16 protein-coding genes are annotated in these 16,769 nt (G+C 72.3%); 10 read left to right on the top strand and 6 right to left on the bottom strand.

Annotation, left to right across the window (positions count from 1 at the left end):
• Window positions 1–128 precede the first annotated feature (128 nt).
• From N1F89_RS02665 to N1F89_RS02650, 4 genes are all read left to right on the top strand, one after another.
• The gene (locus N1F89_RS02665) at window positions 129–428 is read left to right on the top strand and encodes a sarcosine oxidase subunit delta (protein ID WP_290081234.1); all 300 of its coding nucleotides are present in this window, start codon (window positions 129–131) and stop codon (window positions 426–428) included.
• The gene (locus tag N1F89_RS02660; RefSeq protein ID WP_290081232.1) at window positions 425–3,418 is read left to right on the top strand and encodes a sarcosine oxidase subunit alpha family protein; all 2,994 of its coding nucleotides are present in this window, start codon (window positions 425–427) and stop codon (window positions 3,416–3,418) included. The genes N1F89_RS02665 and N1F89_RS02660 overlap by 4 nt, the downstream gene beginning before the upstream one ends.
• A complete protein-coding gene (locus N1F89_RS02655; protein WP_290081230.1) occupies window positions 3,411–3,953 on the top strand; it encodes a sarcosine oxidase subunit gamma in 543 nt (180 codons plus the stop codon). The genes N1F89_RS02660 and N1F89_RS02655 overlap by 8 nt, the downstream gene beginning before the upstream one ends.
• A gap of 194 nt (window positions 3,954–4,147) precedes the next feature.
• Window positions 4,148–4,432 (top strand): hypothetical protein, encoded by a 285-nt coding sequence (locus tag N1F89_RS02650; protein ID WP_290081228.1) that lies wholly within the window; start codon window positions 4,148–4,150, stop codon window positions 4,430–4,432.
• Between the two features lie 62 nt (window positions 4,433–4,494).
• Here the strand turns inward: N1F89_RS02650 and N1F89_RS02645 are convergent, their stop codons facing one another.
• Together N1F89_RS02645 and N1F89_RS02640 are read right to left on the bottom strand one after the other, a co-directional pair.
• Entirely contained in the window at window positions 4,495–5,892 is a 1,398-nt protein-coding gene (locus N1F89_RS02645) for an MFS transporter (RefSeq protein ID WP_290081227.1), read from the bottom strand.
• Window positions 5,885–6,496, bottom strand: coding sequence for a MarR family transcriptional regulator (locus tag N1F89_RS02640; protein ID WP_290081225.1), 612 nt, complete (start codon window positions 6,494–6,496; stop codon window positions 5,885–5,887). Before N1F89_RS02640 ends, N1F89_RS02645 begins: the two co-directional genes overlap by 8 nt.
• 197 nt (window positions 6,497–6,693) lie before the next feature.
• Here N1F89_RS02640 and N1F89_RS02635 point away from each other — a divergent pair, with 197 nt between their 5' ends.
• Window positions 6,694–8,253: an HWE histidine kinase domain-containing protein gene (locus N1F89_RS02635; RefSeq protein ID WP_290081223.1), complete on the top strand. Its 1,560-nt coding sequence runs from the start codon at window positions 6,694–6,696 to the stop codon at window positions 8,251–8,253.
• A gap of 158 nt (window positions 8,254–8,411) precedes the next feature.
• Here the strand turns inward: N1F89_RS02635 and N1F89_RS02630 are convergent, their stop codons facing one another.
• The 4 genes from N1F89_RS02630 to N1F89_RS02615 are packed head-to-tail and all read right to left on the bottom strand — an operon-like array spanning window position 8,412 to window position 11,606.
• Window positions 8,412–9,203, bottom strand: coding sequence for an SDR family oxidoreductase (locus tag N1F89_RS02630; protein ID WP_290081222.1), 792 nt, complete (start codon window positions 9,201–9,203; stop codon window positions 8,412–8,414).
• Between the two features lie 47 nt (window positions 9,204–9,250).
• Window positions 9,251–10,282 carry a phosphotransferase family protein gene (locus N1F89_RS02625; protein ID WP_290081220.1) on the bottom strand — a complete coding sequence of 344 codons (1,032 nt, stop codon included), beginning with the start codon at window positions 10,280–10,282 and terminating at the stop codon, window positions 9,251–9,253.
• Window positions 10,279–10,764: a MaoC family dehydratase gene (locus tag N1F89_RS02620; RefSeq protein WP_290081219.1), complete on the bottom strand. Its 486-nt coding sequence runs from the start codon at window positions 10,762–10,764 to the stop codon at window positions 10,279–10,281. Before N1F89_RS02620 ends, N1F89_RS02625 begins: the two co-directional genes overlap by 4 nt.
• 26 nt (window positions 10,765–10,790) lie before the next feature.
• Window positions 10,791–11,606 carry an SDR family oxidoreductase gene (locus N1F89_RS02615; RefSeq protein WP_290081218.1) on the bottom strand — a complete coding sequence of 272 codons (816 nt, stop codon included), beginning with the start codon at window positions 11,604–11,606 and terminating at the stop codon, window positions 10,791–10,793.
• A gap of 181 nt (window positions 11,607–11,787) precedes the next feature.
• Between N1F89_RS02615 and N1F89_RS02610 the strand changes: the two genes are divergently transcribed.
• From N1F89_RS02610 to N1F89_RS02590, 5 genes are all read left to right on the top strand, one after another.
• The gene (locus tag N1F89_RS02610) at window positions 11,788–12,432 is read left to right on the top strand and encodes a TetR/AcrR family transcriptional regulator (RefSeq protein WP_290081216.1); all 645 of its coding nucleotides are present in this window, start codon (window positions 11,788–11,790) and stop codon (window positions 12,430–12,432) included.
• Window positions 12,429–13,667 (top strand): acyl-CoA dehydrogenase family protein, encoded by a 1,239-nt coding sequence (locus N1F89_RS02605; protein ID WP_290081214.1) that lies wholly within the window; start codon window positions 12,429–12,431, stop codon window positions 13,665–13,667. The genes N1F89_RS02610 and N1F89_RS02605 overlap by 4 nt, the downstream gene beginning before the upstream one ends.
• A 7-nt stretch (window positions 13,668–13,674) precedes the next feature.
• The gene (locus tag N1F89_RS02600; protein WP_290081211.1) at window positions 13,675–14,643 is read left to right on the top strand and encodes an NADPH:quinone oxidoreductase family protein; all 969 of its coding nucleotides are present in this window, start codon (window positions 13,675–13,677) and stop codon (window positions 14,641–14,643) included.
• A 10-nt stretch (window positions 14,644–14,653) separates the two neighbouring features.
• Window positions 14,654–15,694 (top strand): zinc-binding dehydrogenase, encoded by a 1,041-nt coding sequence (locus tag N1F89_RS02595; protein ID WP_290081210.1) that lies wholly within the window; start codon window positions 14,654–14,656, stop codon window positions 15,692–15,694.
• 197 nt (window positions 15,695–15,891) lie between these two features.
• A complete protein-coding gene (locus tag N1F89_RS02590; RefSeq protein WP_290081369.1) occupies window positions 15,892–16,761 on the top strand; it encodes a branched-chain amino acid ABC transporter permease in 870 nt (289 codons plus the stop codon).
• Window positions 16,762–16,769: the final 8 nt, after the last annotated feature.

Genomic DNA, 16,769 nt, shown 5'->3' with positions numbered 1-16,769 from the left:
CGTGAGGCGGGACCGCGTGACGCGTCCTTCGGGCGCCGCCATGGTCGCTGCTGCCGATCTCGCCGCATGTCCGCGGCGCCGGGCGGGCTCGCCCGGCCGCACCACGCCCTAGCACCGGATACCACGCCATGCTTCTCATCCGCTGCCCGTATTGCGAGGAGGACCGCCCGGAGCTCGAGTTCCGGCACGCCGGCGAGGCGCATATCGCGCGGCCCGAGCGGATCGCCGCGATCTCCGACGAGGCGTTCGAGCGCTATTTCTTCCTGCGCGCCAACCCCAAGGGGCTGATCTACGAGCGCTGGCGCCACCTGCACGGCTGCGCCCGCTTCTTCAACGCCGTGCGCGACACCGTCTCCGACCGCTTCGTCATGACCTACAAGGCCGGCGAGCCGAAGCCCGAGACGCTGCCGGAGGAGACCGGCCGATGACCGCCGCCTTCCGCATCGCCGGCGCCGGCCGGCTGACGCCGGCGCACGAAGCCCGCTTCACCTTCGACGGCCGCAGCTATGCCGGGCTGGCCGGCGACACGCTGGCCTCGGCGCTGCTCGCCAACGGCGTGCATCTGGTCGGCCGCTCGTTCAAGTACCACCGGCCGCGCGGCATCCTGTCGGCCGGCGCGGAGGAGCCCAACGCGCTGGTCGAGATCGCCCGCGACGGCGCGCGCCGCACGCCCAATGTGCGCGCCACCGTGCAGGAGCTCTATGACGGGCTTTGCGCCGTGTCGCAGAACCGCTGGCCCTCGCTCGCCTTCGATGTCGGGGCGGCGAGCGATGTCGCCGCGCCGATGTTCTCGGCCGGCTTCTACTACAAGACCTTCATGTGGCCGAAGGCGGCCTGGACGCGGCTCTACGAGCCCAACATCCGCCAGGCAGCCGGCCTCGGCCGGGCGCCGGATCAGCCGGACCCGGACCGTTATGCGAGCCGCTTCGCCCATTGCGCGGTGCTCGTCGTCGGCGCCGGGGCGGCCGGCCTGGCCGCCGCGCTGGCCGCCGCGCAGACCGGCCAGCGCGTCATCCTGTGCGACGAGCAGGCCGAGCCCGGCGGCGCGCTGCGCTTCGAAAGCGGCGTCACGATCGACGGCAGGCCCGGCTGGCGCTGGGCGCAGGAGACCGCCGCGGCGCTGGCGGCGATGGACAACGTCACCGTGCTGCCGCGCACCACGGCCTTCGGCTACTACGCGCAGAACATGGTGTGCCTGGCCGAGCGGCTGACCGAGCATCTCGCCGCGCCCGATCCCGAGGCGCCGCGCGAGCGGCTGTGGCAGGTGCGCGCCGGCCGCGTCATCCTGGCCACCGGCGCCATCGAGCGGCACATGGTGTTCGCCGACAACGACCGGCCCGGCATCATGCTGGCCGCCGCGGCACGCAGCTATCTCAACCATTTCGGCGTGGCGGTGGGGCGCAATGTCGGCGTCTATGCGGCCGACGATTCCGCCTATGCGGCGGCGCTCGACCTCAAGCGCGCCGGCCTCGGCATCGCCGCCATCGTCGACTGGCGCGCGGCGCCGGAGGGGGCTGCGGTCGAGGCGGCGCGCGCGGCCGGCATCGAGGTGCTGGCCGGCCACGCCGTCACCGGCACGGCCGGGCGGCTGCGCGTCAGCGCCATGACCGTCGCGCCGAGGGCGGGCGGCGCGGCGCGCAGCATCGCCGTCGACGCGCTGCTGACCTCTGCCGGCTGGACGCCGGCGGTGCATCTGTTCTCGCAGTCGCGCGGCCGGGTCGGCTTCGACGCGGCGAGCCAGCGCTTCCTGCCGCAGACCTATGCGCAGGCCTGCGCCTCGGTCGGCGCGTGCAAGGGCACCGAGCGGCTCTCGGACGCGGTCGACGAGGCGCTGGCGGCCGGCGCGGCGGCCGCGCGCGAAACCGGCGGGCGGCGCAGGAAGGCGCCGCGGCTCGATGCCGAGACCACCGAGACCTGGTCGGGCGGCATGCTCGGCGTCGGCGACGAGAGCGCGGCGGCGCCGCGCGCCAAGGCCTTCGTCGACTTCCAGAACGACGTCACCGCCAAGGACATCCGGCTCGCCGTGCGCGAGGGCATGCGCTCGATCGAGCACGTCAAGCGCTTCACCACCAACGGCATGGCGACCGACCAGGGCAAGACGTCCAACATGCACGGCCTGGCGATCGCCGCCGAGACGCTCGACCGGCCGATCCCCGAGGTGGGACTGACCACTTTCCGGCCGCCCTACACGCCGGTCACCTTCGGCACGCTGGTCGGCCACGGCCGCGGCCGGCTGTTCGACCCGGTGCGGCGCACCGCCACGCATGGCTGGGCCGAGGCGCAGGGCGCGGTGTTCGAGGATGTCGGGCAGTGGAAGCGCGCCTGGTACTTCCCGCGCGCCGGCGAGGACATGCAGGCGGCCGTCGCCCGCGAGTGCCGCACCGTGCGCCGGGCGGCCGGCATCTTCGACGCCTCGACGCTCGGCAAGATCGAGGTCGTCGGCCCCGACGCGGCGCGCTTCATGGAGCTGATGTACACCAACCCGTGGCAGAAGCTCGATCCCGGCCGCTGCCGCTACGGCATCATGCTGCGCGAGGACGGCTTCATCTACGATGACGGGGTGATCGGCCGGCTGGCGCCCGACCGCTTCCACGTGACGACGACGACGGGCGGCGCGGCGCGCGTGCTCAACCACATGGAAGACTACCTGCAGACCGAGTTCCCCGACCTCAAGGTGTGGCTGACCTCGGTCTCCGAGCAGTGGGCGGTGATCGCCGTGCAGGGGCCGAACAGCCGCGCGATCGTCGAGCCGCTGGTCGACGGCATCGACCTGTCGGACGCGGCGATGCCGCACATGTCGGTGCGCGAGGGGCGCGTGTGCGGCGTGCCGGCGCGGCTGTTCCGCGTCTCGTTCACCGGCGAGCGCGGCTTCGAGATCAACGTGCCCGCCGATTACGGCCTGGCGGTCTGGGAAGCGGTGTGGGCGGAGGGCGAGAAGCACGGCGCCTGCGCCTACGGCACCGAAACCATGCACGTGCTCAGGGCCGAGAAGGGCTTCATCATCGTCGGCCAGGACACCGACGGCACGGTGACGCCGGACGACGCCGGGCTGGGCTGGGCGATCGGCAAGAAGAAGACCGATTTCGTCGGCATCCGCGGCCTGGCCCGGCCCGACCTCGTGGCGGCCGGCCGCAAGCAGCTCGTCGGGCTGCGGACGGCCGACCCGAAGACCGTTCTGGAGGAGGGCGCGCAGATCGTCGAGACGCCCGACCAGCCGGTGCCGATGCGCATGATCGGCCATGTCACCTCGTCCTACTGGTCGGCCAATTGCGACCGCTCGATCGCGCTGGCGCTGGTCGAGAACGGCCGCGCGCGCAGCGGCCAGACACTGCACGTGCCGATGCCGGGCGGCAGCATCGCGGTCGAGGTGACCGGCACGGTGTTTCTCGACGACGAGGGAGGGCGCGCCGATGGCTGACGCACTAGTCCGTGCCGACGTTCTGGCGGGCCGCCGCGCCGAGACGGCCGGCGTCTCCGTGGTGCCGGGCGCGCCGGCGAGCCGGCTGTCGCTGCGCGCGCCGCAGGCCGGCATTGCCGCGCTGTCGAAGGCGCTCGGCCTGGCGCTGCCGAAGAAGCCGAAGGGCACCGCGCAGGACGGCACGCGGGCGGCGCTGTGGCTCGGCCCCGACGAATGGCTGGTGCTCGACGCGGAAGGCGTCGACCTCGCCGGGCTGTGCGCCTCGGTGCGCACGGCGCATTCGGCCGTCGACGTCTCGCACCGCAACGTGGCGATCCTCGTCTCCGGCCCGGCCGCCGAGACGGTGCTCGCGGCCGGCTGTCCGCAGGATCTGGCGCCGGCCGTCTTTCCCGTCGGCGCGGCGAGCCGCACCGTGCTCGGCAAGGTGGAGATCGTGCTGTGGCGCACCGGCGCCGACGCCTTCCGCGTCGAGGTCTGGCGGTCGTTCTCCGACTACGCCTTCACGCTGCTGGCCGAGGCGGCGCGCGACGCGTAGGGCATGGCGCGGGCACCCCGCGCCGCAGCTCGGCGGCACGATCGCGAAGCCGGGTCATGATGTCGTCGGAAAACCGCGTCATACTTCGCGGCATCATGGTCTAGGCTTGCAGCCCGCGACAGGCGCAGGCGGGCCGCCCGCGGCGGAACCGCCGCCGGCGGCCTGGCGTTGCGAGGATCAAGGAGACACGTCCGATGGCCGACCCCAAACGAACGGATAACACCAAGGCGCCCGAGCCGGCGCGCCGGCGCGAGGACGACGAGGCGCTGGAGCGCGGCCTGGAAGACACCTTCCCGGCGAGCGATCCGGTGGCGCCCACCGCGCCGACGCATCCCGGCCGTCCCGAGAAGGATGCCGCGGCGCGCCGCGAGGAGGAGGAAGACGAGCTCGAGGAAGGGCTGGAAGACACCTTTCCCGCCAGCGACCCCGTCTCGGTGACGAGCTCCACCCACGCCGGCAAGCCGAAGAAGCAGCGTTAAAGCGTTTCCAGGCGAACCGGTCGTCCTGTGCCGGACCCGCCACGGGCCGGCCGACGCGCCCGTCAGCGGGCGCTGACGCGCCAGGCCGCCGCTGTGCCGACCAGCCCGACGGGCACGAAGGCGGCGAACACCCAGAACGCGACGCCGGCGGCCGCCGCCGGATCGATGCCCTCGGCGAAGCCCGCCGCGTTGGCGACGATGCCGGCAAGCGAGGCGCCCAGCATGAAGGCGATCTGCTGCGTCGTGGGCATGGCGGAGGAGGCGCAGTCGCGCTCGGCCGCCGGCGCGGCGGCGATCGTCCGGCGCACGACGAAGCCCCACAGCGCGCCGAAGCCGCCGCCCTTGGCGGCCGCCAGCATGACGATCAGCCAGAGCGGCCCGACCGGCATGACGAGGCCGAGCGCCAGGATGGCGCCGGTCACCGTCGCCGCGCCGAACCGGATCAGCCAGCGCTCGACCTGCGGCGAGGCGCCGGCGAAGACCACGGCCATGGTGCTCCAGCCGACCGATTCGGCGGCGATCATGTAGCCGGCGCCGAGCGCCGACACGCCGTGCAGCGCGGCGAGCAGGAACGGACCGTAGACGGTGAAGGACATCGCCGCGGTGCCGAGCGCCAGGTTGGCGAGGAAACCGGCGCCGAGCGTGGTGCGCATGTCGAAGGCGCCGGAGGGAAACATGCGCTCGGCGCCGCGCGCCGCGTCGCGGCGCAGGAACCAGGCGAAGGCCAGCGCGGCGAGGGTCAGCATCGGCAGCGAGGTGGCCGGCGCGACGACGACGCCGGCCCCGGCCACGGCGAGCATCGCCAGGCTGAGGATGGCAAGCCGCGCGAGCGGCACGCGGCCGGGCGGCGCGACGGCGGCCGGAGCGCCCGGCCGCATGAGAAGCGGCACCAGCACGCACAGCGCCAGCGCCTGCGCCGCGAAGGCCCAGAAGCCCCAGCGCCACAGGCCGAGATCGGCGAAGAAGCCGCCGATCAGCGGCCCGCAGAAGGCCGAGGCGCCCCACACCGCCGACATCACGCCGATCAGCCGCGGCCACATCGCTTCGGCGAACAGGCGCTGGATGGCGACATAGGTGAGCGCGACCAGCAGGCCGCCGCCGATGCCCTGCACGAAGCGGCCGGCGAGCATGGCGATCATGTCGGGGGCAAGCGCGCTGACGGCGCAGCCCGCCGCATAGGTGGCGGCCGCGGCGACGAAGGCGCGGCGCAGCCCGAAGGCGCTCGCCGTCAGCGCCGCGGCGGCGCCCGACAGGATCGAGCCGAGCAGGTAGAGCGACAGCGTCCAGCTCACCAGATGGCCGCCGCCGATCTCGGCCACCGCCTTGGGCATGGCGGTGGCGACAAGCAGCGAATCGGCCGCGTGCAGCCAGATGCCGAGACACAGGATGGCGAACTGCGCCACCTGGCCGCTGCGCACCAGCTCGGCCCAGTCGGCGCGCTCGGTCGCCGAATCAGCCACGCCCGGCCGCCGCGATGCGATAGGCGCAACGGCGCGCGCCGGCGATGACGTGGTCGGTGCGCTCGACCCGGGCATCGGGGCCGAGCACGGCGCGGAAGACGGCGAGCTCGGAGCGGCAGAAGCCCTGGCAGGCGCGCGCGGCCGCGCAGATCGGGCAATGGTTCTCGACGAGCATGAAGACGCCGTCGCCGACCGGCTTGAGCTCCGCCATGTAGCCCTCCTCGGTGCGCAGCGCGGCCAGCGCGGCCGCACGCTCGGCGAGCGTGGCGCAGCCGGCGAGGGCGGTCCGGTACGTCGCCAGCGTCTCGGCCTCGCGGGCGGCGATCAGCCGCTCGAGGCCGGCCTCGCCGAAGATCGCGCGGACCGAGCCGATCAGCTCCAGCGTCAGCGCGGCATGGCTGTCGGGAAAGCGCGCATGGCCCGCCGCGGTCAGCCGCCAGCGGCGCTGCGGCCGGCCGACGCCGGCGCGCCGGTCGTCGAAGGCGACAAGGCCGGCCGCCTCGAGGCGGGCGAGCCGCTTGCGCGCGGCCACCGCGGAGATGCCGAGCGCGCCGGCCAGCGCCGCCGCGCCGGCCGGTCCGTGCGTCTTGAGCCGGAACAGCATGCCGTCCGCCTCTGGGGCGGGGTCCGGGCGTCGGACGGCGTTCGGCATCGGGCGTCCCTTGCGGCGTGTTGGGGAAATTAGAAAACCATACGGTTATTTATTTGTCGAACGAAAGTTGCGCTGGCGCGTTTGCGCCGCGCACATCTGTGTTAGTTTTGCACGCGGTAGGGACCGGCAGGACGTGCCTGGGAGACGACATGGCTGGCGACGGGAAGGCAGGTAGGACGCTGCGCGATTCCGCTGCGCTGCTCGAGGGCTTGCGTTTGGGCGGCGTCGGGGTGTGGCGCTGGAAGGTCGACGGCGACGTGCTGATGTGGAGCGACAACCTCGCCGGCATCCACGCGCTGCCCGCGACGGCGTTCGACGGCACGCTGTCGAGCTTCCGCAACGACATCCATCCCGACGATCTGGAGCCGGTATGGCGCGCCATAGAGCACACGCTGTCGACCGGCGCGCCCTACCGCTCGGTCTACCGCACCGCGCCGCGCGATGGGGCGGAGCCGCTGTGGATCGAGACGAGCGGCGGCCTGGCCACCGGCGAGGACGGCGCGACCTACCTGACAGGCGTGTGCACCGACGTGACGCAGCGGGTGCGCGCCGAGCGCGAGCTGAAGCGGCGCCTGGCGCAGCAGGACGCGATCGCCCATGTCGGCAGCTTCGCGCTCGGCGAGGAGGATTTCCAGGCGATCGCGCAGCGCGCGGTGGAGGTCGCGGCCGAGGTGCTCGACGTGCCGCTGACCAAGATCCTGCAGTTCGCCGACAGCGCCGATCATCTCGACCTGAGCGCCGGCGTCGGCTGGCGGGAGGGGCTCGTCGGCCACGCCACCGTCGGCATCGAGCGCGAATCGCAGGCCGGCTTCACGCTGCTCGACGGCGGGCCGGTGATCGTCGAGGACCTGGCCACCGAGACGCGCTTCGACGGTCCGCAGCTGCTGCACGAGCATGGCGTGGTCAGCGGCATCAGCGTCGTCATCGCCGGCGAGGGACCGCGGCCGTTCGGCGTCTTCGGCATCCATTCGACCGTGCCGCGCCAGTTCGACCAGACCGACGCCGATTTCCTGACGGCGCTCGCCAACATCGTCGCCAATGCGGCGCGGCAGATCGCCGCCGTCGAGCACCGCACGCTGCTCGTGCGCGAGATGGCGCACCGCGCCGGCAACATGCTGCAGCTCGTCAACACGCTGGCGCGGCAGACCTTCCGGCCGGGCGTCGACGTCGACATCGCGCGCGACGTCTTCGCCGAGCGGCTCGGCTCGCTGTCGCGCGCCAACTACCTGATCGCCAAGGGCGGCTGGTCGCGCACGCGCTTCCGTGCGCTCGCCGCCGAGACGCTGGCGCCGTTCGGCGGCCGGGCGCGCATGAGCGGCCGCGACGTGCTGCTGCCGCCGGAGCTGTGCTTCGACCTCGGCCTGGTGCTGCACGAGCTGTCGACCAACTCGGCCAAGTACGGCTCGCTGGCGCGCGAGGAGGGAACGATCTTCCTCACTTGGCGCGTCGAGCCGGACGGCGACGGCGCGCACAGCTTCCATCTGGAATGGTTCGATCCGCTGCGCGGCCCCTCCGGCCCCGGCCGGGGCACCGGTTTCGGCACCAAGCTGGTGCGCCTGCTGGTCGAGCGCAAATGGTCCGGCACCATCGCGCCGGCGGCCGAGAGCGGCTACCGGCTGGCCTTCTCCATTCCGCTGTCGGGGCCGGTCGAGGGGGCGCTGCCGCAGGTCGACGCGCCGTCGGTCGAGACCGAGGTGGCCGGCGAATAGAGCGTTTCCAGGCGAAGTGGAAACCTGTTCGCCGTTCGCAAACGCGTCAGGACAACAAGCTGGAGCCGATCTGCGAGCCCGTGAAGAGCAGAACGGCTCTACGCATCGCTCGCGCGCCGCGGCCGCTGCACGCCCGACCGCGCCGCGGGCGCGGCGCCTCAGATCGCCATGATGCCGCCGTCGGCGGCCAGCGTCTGGCCGGTCATGAAGGAGTTCTTCGGGTCGGCGGCGAACAGGATCACCTCGACCACCTCGTCGACCTCGGCCAGCCGCTTCATCGGCACGCCGCGGGTGAGCTCGGCCTCCGCCTCGGCCGCCTCGCTGGGCGACATCTTCAGCGTCTCGGTCACCATGGCGGTGCGCGCGAAGGACGGGCAGACCGCGTTCACCCGGATGCCGCGCGTGGCGTATTCGGCCGCCGCCGAGCGCGTCAGCCCGACGACGCCGTGCTTGGCGGCGGCATAGATCGCCAGCCGCGGCGCGCCGGCGATGCCGGCCACCGAGGCGATGTTGACGATGGCGCCGCCGCGTCCGTCGGCGCGGCGCTGGCGCTCCATCACCGGGAGCTGGTGCTTCATGGCGTAGAAGACGCCCATCAGGTCGATGTCGACCAGGCGGCGCGCCTCGTCGGACGGGATCAGGTGCAGGCGCACGAAATTCTGCGCCACGCCGGCGTTGTTGACGGCGACGTCGAGCCGGCCGAAGCGCTCCAGCGCCAGGGCGACGAGCCGCTCCGACAGGCTCTCGTCGGCGATGTCTCCGGCCAGATGCGCGGTCTCGACGCCGAGCGCACCGGCGAGCGCGGCGAGCGGCCCGGCTTCGAGGTCGGACAGCACCAGCCGCGCACCTTCGGCGGCGAAGCGCTCCGCCGTGCGGCGGCCGAAGCCGCCGGTCGCGCCGGTGACGAGCACCGTCATGCCGTTGAAACGCCCGTCTGCGCCGTGCCCCATGCCCCGTCTCCCCCTCGCGCCGCGCCGCCCGGCCGCGGTCCGTTCGTCTATCGCGTGTCGATCATCTCGACGGCGAGCCGGGCCAGAAGCGTGACCGCCTCGCCGTAGCTGCGCGCCTTCTCCGGGTTGGAGGCGTTGCCGTCGAGCGCGCGCTTGTAGACGCCCTGGCAGATCGCCGCCAGCCGGAAGAACGAGAAGGCGAGGCAGAAGATCCAGTTGTCGATGCCGTCGAGGCCGCGCCGCGCGCAGTAGCGTGCGACATAGGCCTCCTCGCCCGGCAGGCCGAGGGCCGCGCGGTCGATGCCGCCGAGCCCGCGGAAGCCCGAATCGTGCGGCAGGCGCCACTGCATGCACTGGTAGGCGAGATCGGCATAGGGATGGCCGAGCGTCGACAGCTCCCAGTCGAGCACGGCCAGCACCTGCGGCCTGTCGGGCGCGAAGATCATGTTGTCGAGCCGGTAGTCGCCGTGCACCAGCGCGACGCGCCCGTCGTCGGCCGGCAGATTGTCCTCCAGCCAGGCGATCAGCCGGTCCATGTCGGCGACCGTGGCGGTCTCCGAGGCGCGGTACTGGCTGGTCCAGCGCGAGAGCTGGCGCTCGAAATAGCTGCCCGGCCGGCCGAAATCGGCCAGGCCCACGGCTTCCGGGTCGACGTCGTGCAGCGCGGCGAGCGTGGCGTTCATGGCGTCGTAGAAGGCCGCGCGCTCGTCGTTGCCGGCCGCCTCGGGCAGGGCCGGGTCCCAGAAGATGCGGCCCTCGACATGCTCCATCACGTAGAACATGCGGCCGATCGGCGATTCCTCGGGCGCCAGGAACAGCACCCGCGGCACCGACACCGCCGTGTCGGCCAGCGCGCGCATGACGCGGAACTCGCGGTCGACCTGGTGGGCCGATTTCAGCAGCTTGCCGGGCGGCTTGGCGCGCAGCACGTAGCGGCCGCTGTCGGCCTCCAGCCGGTAGGTCGGGTTGGACTGGCCCGAGCTGAACTTCTCGACGGCGCGCAGGCCGGAGAAGCCCGGCACATGCGCCTCGAGATAGGGCCCGAGGGTCTCCGCATCGAGGCGGTTGGCATCGCTCATGCGGTCTTCTCCCTGGTCCGGTCGGGCATCGCCAGCGTCAGCCAGCGCGCCGTCAGGGCCGGCTTGACCGCGTCCTCGATCTCGACCGTCACGTCGTAGCCGACCTCGGCGATGCCCGAGGGGCGCACGCGGAAGGCGGCGAGCACGAAGCGGGCGCGGATGCGCCGGCCGCTGCGCACCGGCGCCTGGAAGCGGATGCTGTCGAAGCCGAAATTGACGCCCATGCCGACGCCCTCGAGCGAGGGAACCGCCTCGAAGGCCATGGTCGACAGCAGCGACAGCGACAGAAAGCCGTGCGCGATGGTGCCGCCATAGGGCGTCTCGGCGGCGCGCGCCGGGTCGGTGTGGATGAACTGGTGGTCGTCGGTCGCGGCGGCGAACTGGTCGATCATCTCCTGGGTGACCACGCGCCAGCGCGACAGGCCGACCTCGCTGCCGACCAGCGCCTGTGCCTCCTCGATGGTGATCGTCCGTCCGCTCAACCCGCCGCTCTCCCCGCTCTCTCGCCTCAGTCCTTGAACAGCGACATGCCGTGCTGCACCGACTGGCCGCCGTCGATCGGCAGGATCGCTCCGGTCACGTAGGATCCCGCCCGCGAGCACAGATAAAGCGTCGCGCCGGCAATGTCATCCGGCACGCCGATGCGGCCGAGCGGCACGCGCGCGCCGACCCTGGCCGCCTTCTCGTCGGTGCCGGTGGCGAACGCCGTCATCTTGCTCTGGAAGGGGCCGGGCGCGAAGGCGTTGACGGTGATGCGGCGGCCGGAGAGCTCGATCGCCAGCGTGCGGGTGATGTGATGCACGGCCGCCTTCGAGGCGGTGTAGGAGTAGGCGCCGTCGGCGATCGGCTGGGTGCCCATGACCGAGCCGAGATTGACGACGCGGGCGGGATCGTCGTCGCTGGCGGCCGCCGCGAGCAGCGGCGTGAGCTCGCGGGTGAGGTGGAACAGGCCGGTCACGTTGACGTTCATCACCCGAGCCCAGGCGTGATAGGGAAAGCTCTCGTAGCGCTCGCCCCAGGTCAGGCCGGCATTGTTGACCAGGATGCCGAGCCGCTCGGTGCGGGCGCGCACCGCCTCGACGAGCGCCGCCACCCCCTCCTCGCTGCCGACGTCGCCGGCAAAGGCCTCGGCCCGGCCGGCCGCGCCCAGGCCGTTGATCGCCTCGGCCGTCGCCTGGCAGGCCTCCAGCTTGCGCGAGGCGATCATCACATGGGCGCCGCCCTGCGCCAGCGCGGTCGCCACCATGCGGCCGATGCCGCTCGCGCCGCCGGTGACCAGCGCCGTCTTGCCGGCGACCGAGAACAGATCCTCCAGATAGCTCATGGCCTTCCCCCCTTCGCTTCGCCGCCACGCCGCACGGGCCGCGCGGCGATCCGCGTTGACAACATACCCAGTAGTATGTTCATCCTTGCATGCCGCGCAAGGGCGGCGTGACGCGGCCGCGGCACCGGGCGAACCGGCGCCGACGACACGACGGATGCCGCGTGCGGGAGGTCAGGAACGCATGGCGGTCGGGCTCCGGGAGCACGCTCTCGACAGTTCCAGATTCGACATCCTGGAGGCGGCGGCGACCTGCTTCATGGAGCGCGGCTACGCCGCGGCGTCGATCGACGAGGTGGCGCGCAGCCTCGGCGCCACCAAGGGGCGCATCTACCACCACTACCCCTCCAAGGCCGACCTGTTCGCCGACGTCTTTCGAACCGGCATGGCGATGAACTACGAGGCGCTGGCGCCGGTGCGCGACCTGCCGGGCTCGGCCCTGGCGCGCTGGCGGCGCATGGCCTTCACCCACGTCATGCAGATGATCCTCACCAAGCCGTTCCAGCGCGCCGTGTGGCTCGGCGTCGAGATGCATCTGCGCGGCGCGACGACGCCGGCGCAGCGCAGCGTCTTCAACGCGCTGATCGAATCGCGCACCCGCTATGCCGACATCTTCCGCGGGGTGATGCTGGAAGGCCGCGCGGAGGGCGCCTTCCGCTTCGCCAACACCTCGATCGCCGTGCAGCTCATGTTCATGACGCTGAACTCGCCGATCTTCTGGTACTCGCCGCGCAGCGGCGAGACGCACGCCGACATCGAGGCCCTGGCGGCGCAGGTTGTGGATTTCGCCCGCGGCGGGCTGGCCAGCGAAGGAACGACGGACGCATGAGCGACATGAATCTCGGCATGACGGAGCGGCTCAAGCCGCTGCACGACAAGGTGGCGCGCATGGTGCGCGAGGAGATCATGCCGCTCGACGAGCCGTTTCTCGCCGAGGTCGGCCGCGACGGCGACCGCTGGGCGCTGACGGCGCGCCAGCGCGAGATCCTCGACGCGCTCAAGGCCAAGGCGCGCGAGCGCGGCCTGTGGAACTTCTGGCTGACCGGTTCGGAACGCGGCTACGGGCTGACCACGGTGGAATACGCCTATCTCGCCGAGGAGATGGGCAAGGCGCATCTCGGCGCCGAGACCTTCAACTGCTCGGCGCCCGACACCGGCAACATGGAGGTGCTGGAGCGCTTCGGCACCGACGAGCACAAGGCGCGCTGGCTCGAGCCGCTGCTCGCCGGCGAGATCCGCTCGGCCTATCTGATGACCGAGCCGGACGTCGCCTCCTCCGACGCCACCAACATCGCCATGCGCTGCGTGCGCGACGGCGACGACTACGTGCTCGACGGCGAGAAATGGTGGGCGTCTGGCGCCGGCGATCCGCGCTGCGCGATCTACATCGTCATGGTGCGCACCGCCGACGAGGCGCCCAAGCATCAGCGCCACTCGATGATCCTGGTGCCGGCCGACACGCCGGGCATCACCAAGCTGCGCGCGATGACCGTCTACGGCGAGGACGACGCGCCGCACGGCCACCTGCATCTCAAGTTCGAGGGCGTGCGCGTGCCGGCCGGCAACCTGATCCTCGGCGAGGGACGCGGCTTCGAGATCGCCCAGGGCCGGCTCGGGCCGGGCCGCATCCACCACTGCATGCGCGCCATCGGCCAGGCCGAGCTGGCGCTCGAGCTGATGTGCCAGCGCTCTATGCGGCGCGAGGCGTTCGGCAAGCCGCTCGCCCAGCTCGGCGCCAACTACGACATCATCGCCGAGTGCCGCATGGAGATCGAGATGGCGCGGCTTCTGTGCCTCAAGGCGGCCTGGATGATGGACCAGGGCGACCCGCGCGCCGCCGCGCCGTGGATCAGCCAGATCAAAGTGGTGGCGCCGCGCGTCGCGCTCAAGGTGGCCGACGAGGCGATCCAGATGCATGGCGGCCAGGGCATCAGCCAGGACACGCCGCTGGCGCGCGCCTGGACGCATCTGCGCACGCTCAGGCTGGCCGACGGGCCGGACGCGGTGCACCGCCGGCAGGTGGCGCGCGCGGAACTGAAGAAGCACACGCAGCAGAAGGTTTGAGGCAGCGATGAAGGCCATCGTCGCAAGGGACTTCGCGCCGATCGACCGGCTCGACTACGCCGACTGGCCGGAGCCGCAGGCCGGCAACGGCGAGATCGTGGTGGCGGCCGAGGCGATCGGCGTCAACTATCCCGACGGCCTGCTCGTGCAAGGGCTCTACCAGGCGCGGCCGCAGACGCCTTTCGTGCCGGGCATGGAGGTGGCCGGCCGGGTGGCGGCGGTCGGCGCCGGCGTGACCGGCTTCGCGCCCGGCGACCGCGTGGCGGCGCTGATGACGATCGGCGGCTATGCCGAGAAGGTGGCCGTGCCGGCCGCCTCGGCGATGCCGCTGCCCGACGGCATGCCGGCGGCCGATGCCTGCGCGCTCATGTGCGGCTACGGCACGGCGCACCACGCGCTGCGCCAGCGCGCCGCGCTGCAGCCGGGCGAGACGCTGTGCGTGCTGGGGGCGGCCGGCGCCACCGGCATCGCCGCGGTGCAGATCGGCAAGGCGATGGGCGCCCGCGTCATCGCCGTCGCCTCGAGCGAGGAGAAGCGCGGCCTTGCCGCCGAGGCCGGCGCCGACGTCACGCTCGGCTATGACGGGCTCAAGGACGCGCTCAAGCAGGCGACCGGCGGCAACGGCGTCGACGTGGCCTTCGATCCGGTCGGCGGCGAGGCGTTCGACGTGCTGTCGCGCTCGATGGCCTGGAAGGGCCGGCTGCTGGTCGTCGGCTTCGCCTCCGGCACGATCCCCAAGCTTGCCGCCAACCTGGTGCTGGTCAAGGGCTACAGCCTCGTCGGCGTGTTCTGGGGCGCCTTCACCCAGCGCGAGCCGGAGGCCTACCGGGCCAACATGAAGGAGCTGATCGGCTGGTACACGGCCGGCAGGGTGAAGCCGGTGATCGAGGGCACCTACAGGCTGGCCGACGCGCCGGCGGTGCTCGCCCGCGTGCTGGCGCGCGGCACGGCCGGCAAGCTGATACTCGAACCGTGAGGACGCGGCGATGAGCGAGACGGGCGGAACGATGCATGCGCTGGTGCTGACCAATGGCGGCTTCGCGCGCGAGCCCTCCGGCAGCACGCTCGAGGCGATGGAGCCCTATGTCGAGCCGGCCGAGCTGCCGGTGCCCGAGGCAGGGCCGAGCCAGGTGCTGATCCGCGTGGCGCTCGCCGCGGTCAACCCGGCCGACGTGATGTTTCTCAAGGGGCTGTACGGCCAGCCGCGGGTCAAGGGCCGGCCGCCCGGCTTCGAGGGCGTCGGCGAGGTGGTCGCGGCCGGCGCCGAGGCGCCGCAGGGGCTGGTCGGCAAGCGTGTCGCCTTCGCCACCGGGCTCAGCGGCTGGGGCGCCTGGGCGGAGTACGCGGTCGCCGAGGCGGCCGCCTGCATTCCGCTGGTCGACACGGTGGGCGACGTCGACGGCGCGGCGCTGATCGTCAATCCGCTGACCGCGCTCGCCATGTTCGACATCGTTCGCGAGGAGGGCGAGAAGGCGTTCGTGCTGACGGCGGCGGCGAGCCAGCTCTGCAAGCTGATGATGGGCGTGGCGCGCGAGGCGGGCTTCCGGCCGATCGCGCTGGTGCGGCGCGACGACCAGGCCGAGCTTTTGCGCGAGGCGGGTGCGGCGCACGTGCTCAACGCTGCGGCCGACGGCTTCGCCGACGATTTCGCCGCGCTCTGCCGCGAGGAGCGGCCGCGCGTGCTGCTCGACGCGGTGACCGGGCCGCTCGCCTCGCAGGTCTTCCACCTGATGCCCAAGCGGGCGCGCTGGATCATCTACGGCCGGCTCGACGCGGCGCAGACGACGATCCCCGAACCCGGCCAGATGATCTTCATGCACAAGCGTATCGAGGGCTTCTGGCTGACCGAGTGGATGCGCTCGGTGCCGCAGGAGCGCCGGGCGCGCGCGGTGATGGAGGCGCAGACGCGGTTTTCCGACGGCCGCTGGCACACCGACGTGACGGCGACCGTGCCGCTCGGCGAGGCGATGGGGCGGCTGCCCGACGAGCTCGCCCGGCCGAACGGCAAGGTGTTCGTGAAGCCGTGAGCGCGCCGCCGGACGGCGCGCTCGCATGTGAGGCCGGGGCAGGGCGCCCGAGGCCTTGAAGGGAAGGCGCCGCAGGCCGCGCGAGGGGGCGCGGGGTGCGGCGGTAGGGCGCTTGCCCCGGCGGCGAATGCCCATATAGGTTGTGACGAAGCGCGCCGCAAAGAGCGCGCCACAATAGGGAGGAATGCGTCTTGGACGTGCTGCAGCTGTTCGTCAGCGGCCTCGCCAATGGCTGCGTCTACGGGCTGGTCGCGCTCGGCTTCGTCTTGATCTACAAGGCGACCGAGGCGGTGAACTTCGCCCAGGGCGACTTCATGATGCTCGGCGCCTTCATCTGCCTCGGCCTGACCAATGCCGAGTTCCTGGGGCTGCCGTTCTGGGTCTCCGTGCCGATCGCCGTCGTCGTGATGGGCGCCTTCGGCTACGCCATCGACATGACGATCATCCGCCGCATGTTCGGCCAGTCGCAGATCGCGGTCGTCATCCTGACCATCGCGCTCGGCTTCGTGCTGCGCTTCCTGGCCGGCGTCATCTGGGGCCACGAGCCGGTGGCGCTGCAGTCGCCGATCGCCGGCCGCGACGTCAGCTTCGGCGGCCTCGTGCTCGGCCTCGACGAGGTGTTCGTCGTCGTCACCACCGTGGTGCTGACCGTCGCGCTCTACTTCTACTTCAACCGCACGCGGCTCGGCGTCGCCATGCAGGCGGCCTCGCAGAACCAGCTCGCCGCCTACTACATGGGCATCCCCGTCAGGCGGGTGAACTCGCTGGTGTGGGCGCTGGCCGGCGCGGTGGCGGCGGTCGCCGGCATCCTGTTCGCCTCCAAGGGCTCGATCGACCCGTCGATCGGCCTGCTCGGCATCAAGGCCTTCGCGGCGGCGGTGATCGGCGGCTTCGGCAGCCTGCCCGGCGCGCTGGTCGGCGGCATCATCGTCGGGCTGATCGAGCCCTTCGCCTCCTACTACATCGCCGCCGGCTACTCGCAGGTCATGCCGTATCTGCTCCTGTTCCTCATCCTGGTGTTCCGGCCGCACGGCATCGTCGCCCAGGTGCACCGCAAGAAGGTCTAGGAGCCCGT

The sequence above is a fragment of the Aquibium sp. A9E412 genome, from assembly GCF_030398335.1.
GTDB lineage: Bacteria > Pseudomonadota > Alphaproteobacteria > Rhizobiales > Rhizobiaceae > A9E412.
The sequence above is the reverse complement of the archived record's forward strand: the minus strand, read 5'-3'. Positions and strand labels throughout refer to the sequence as shown.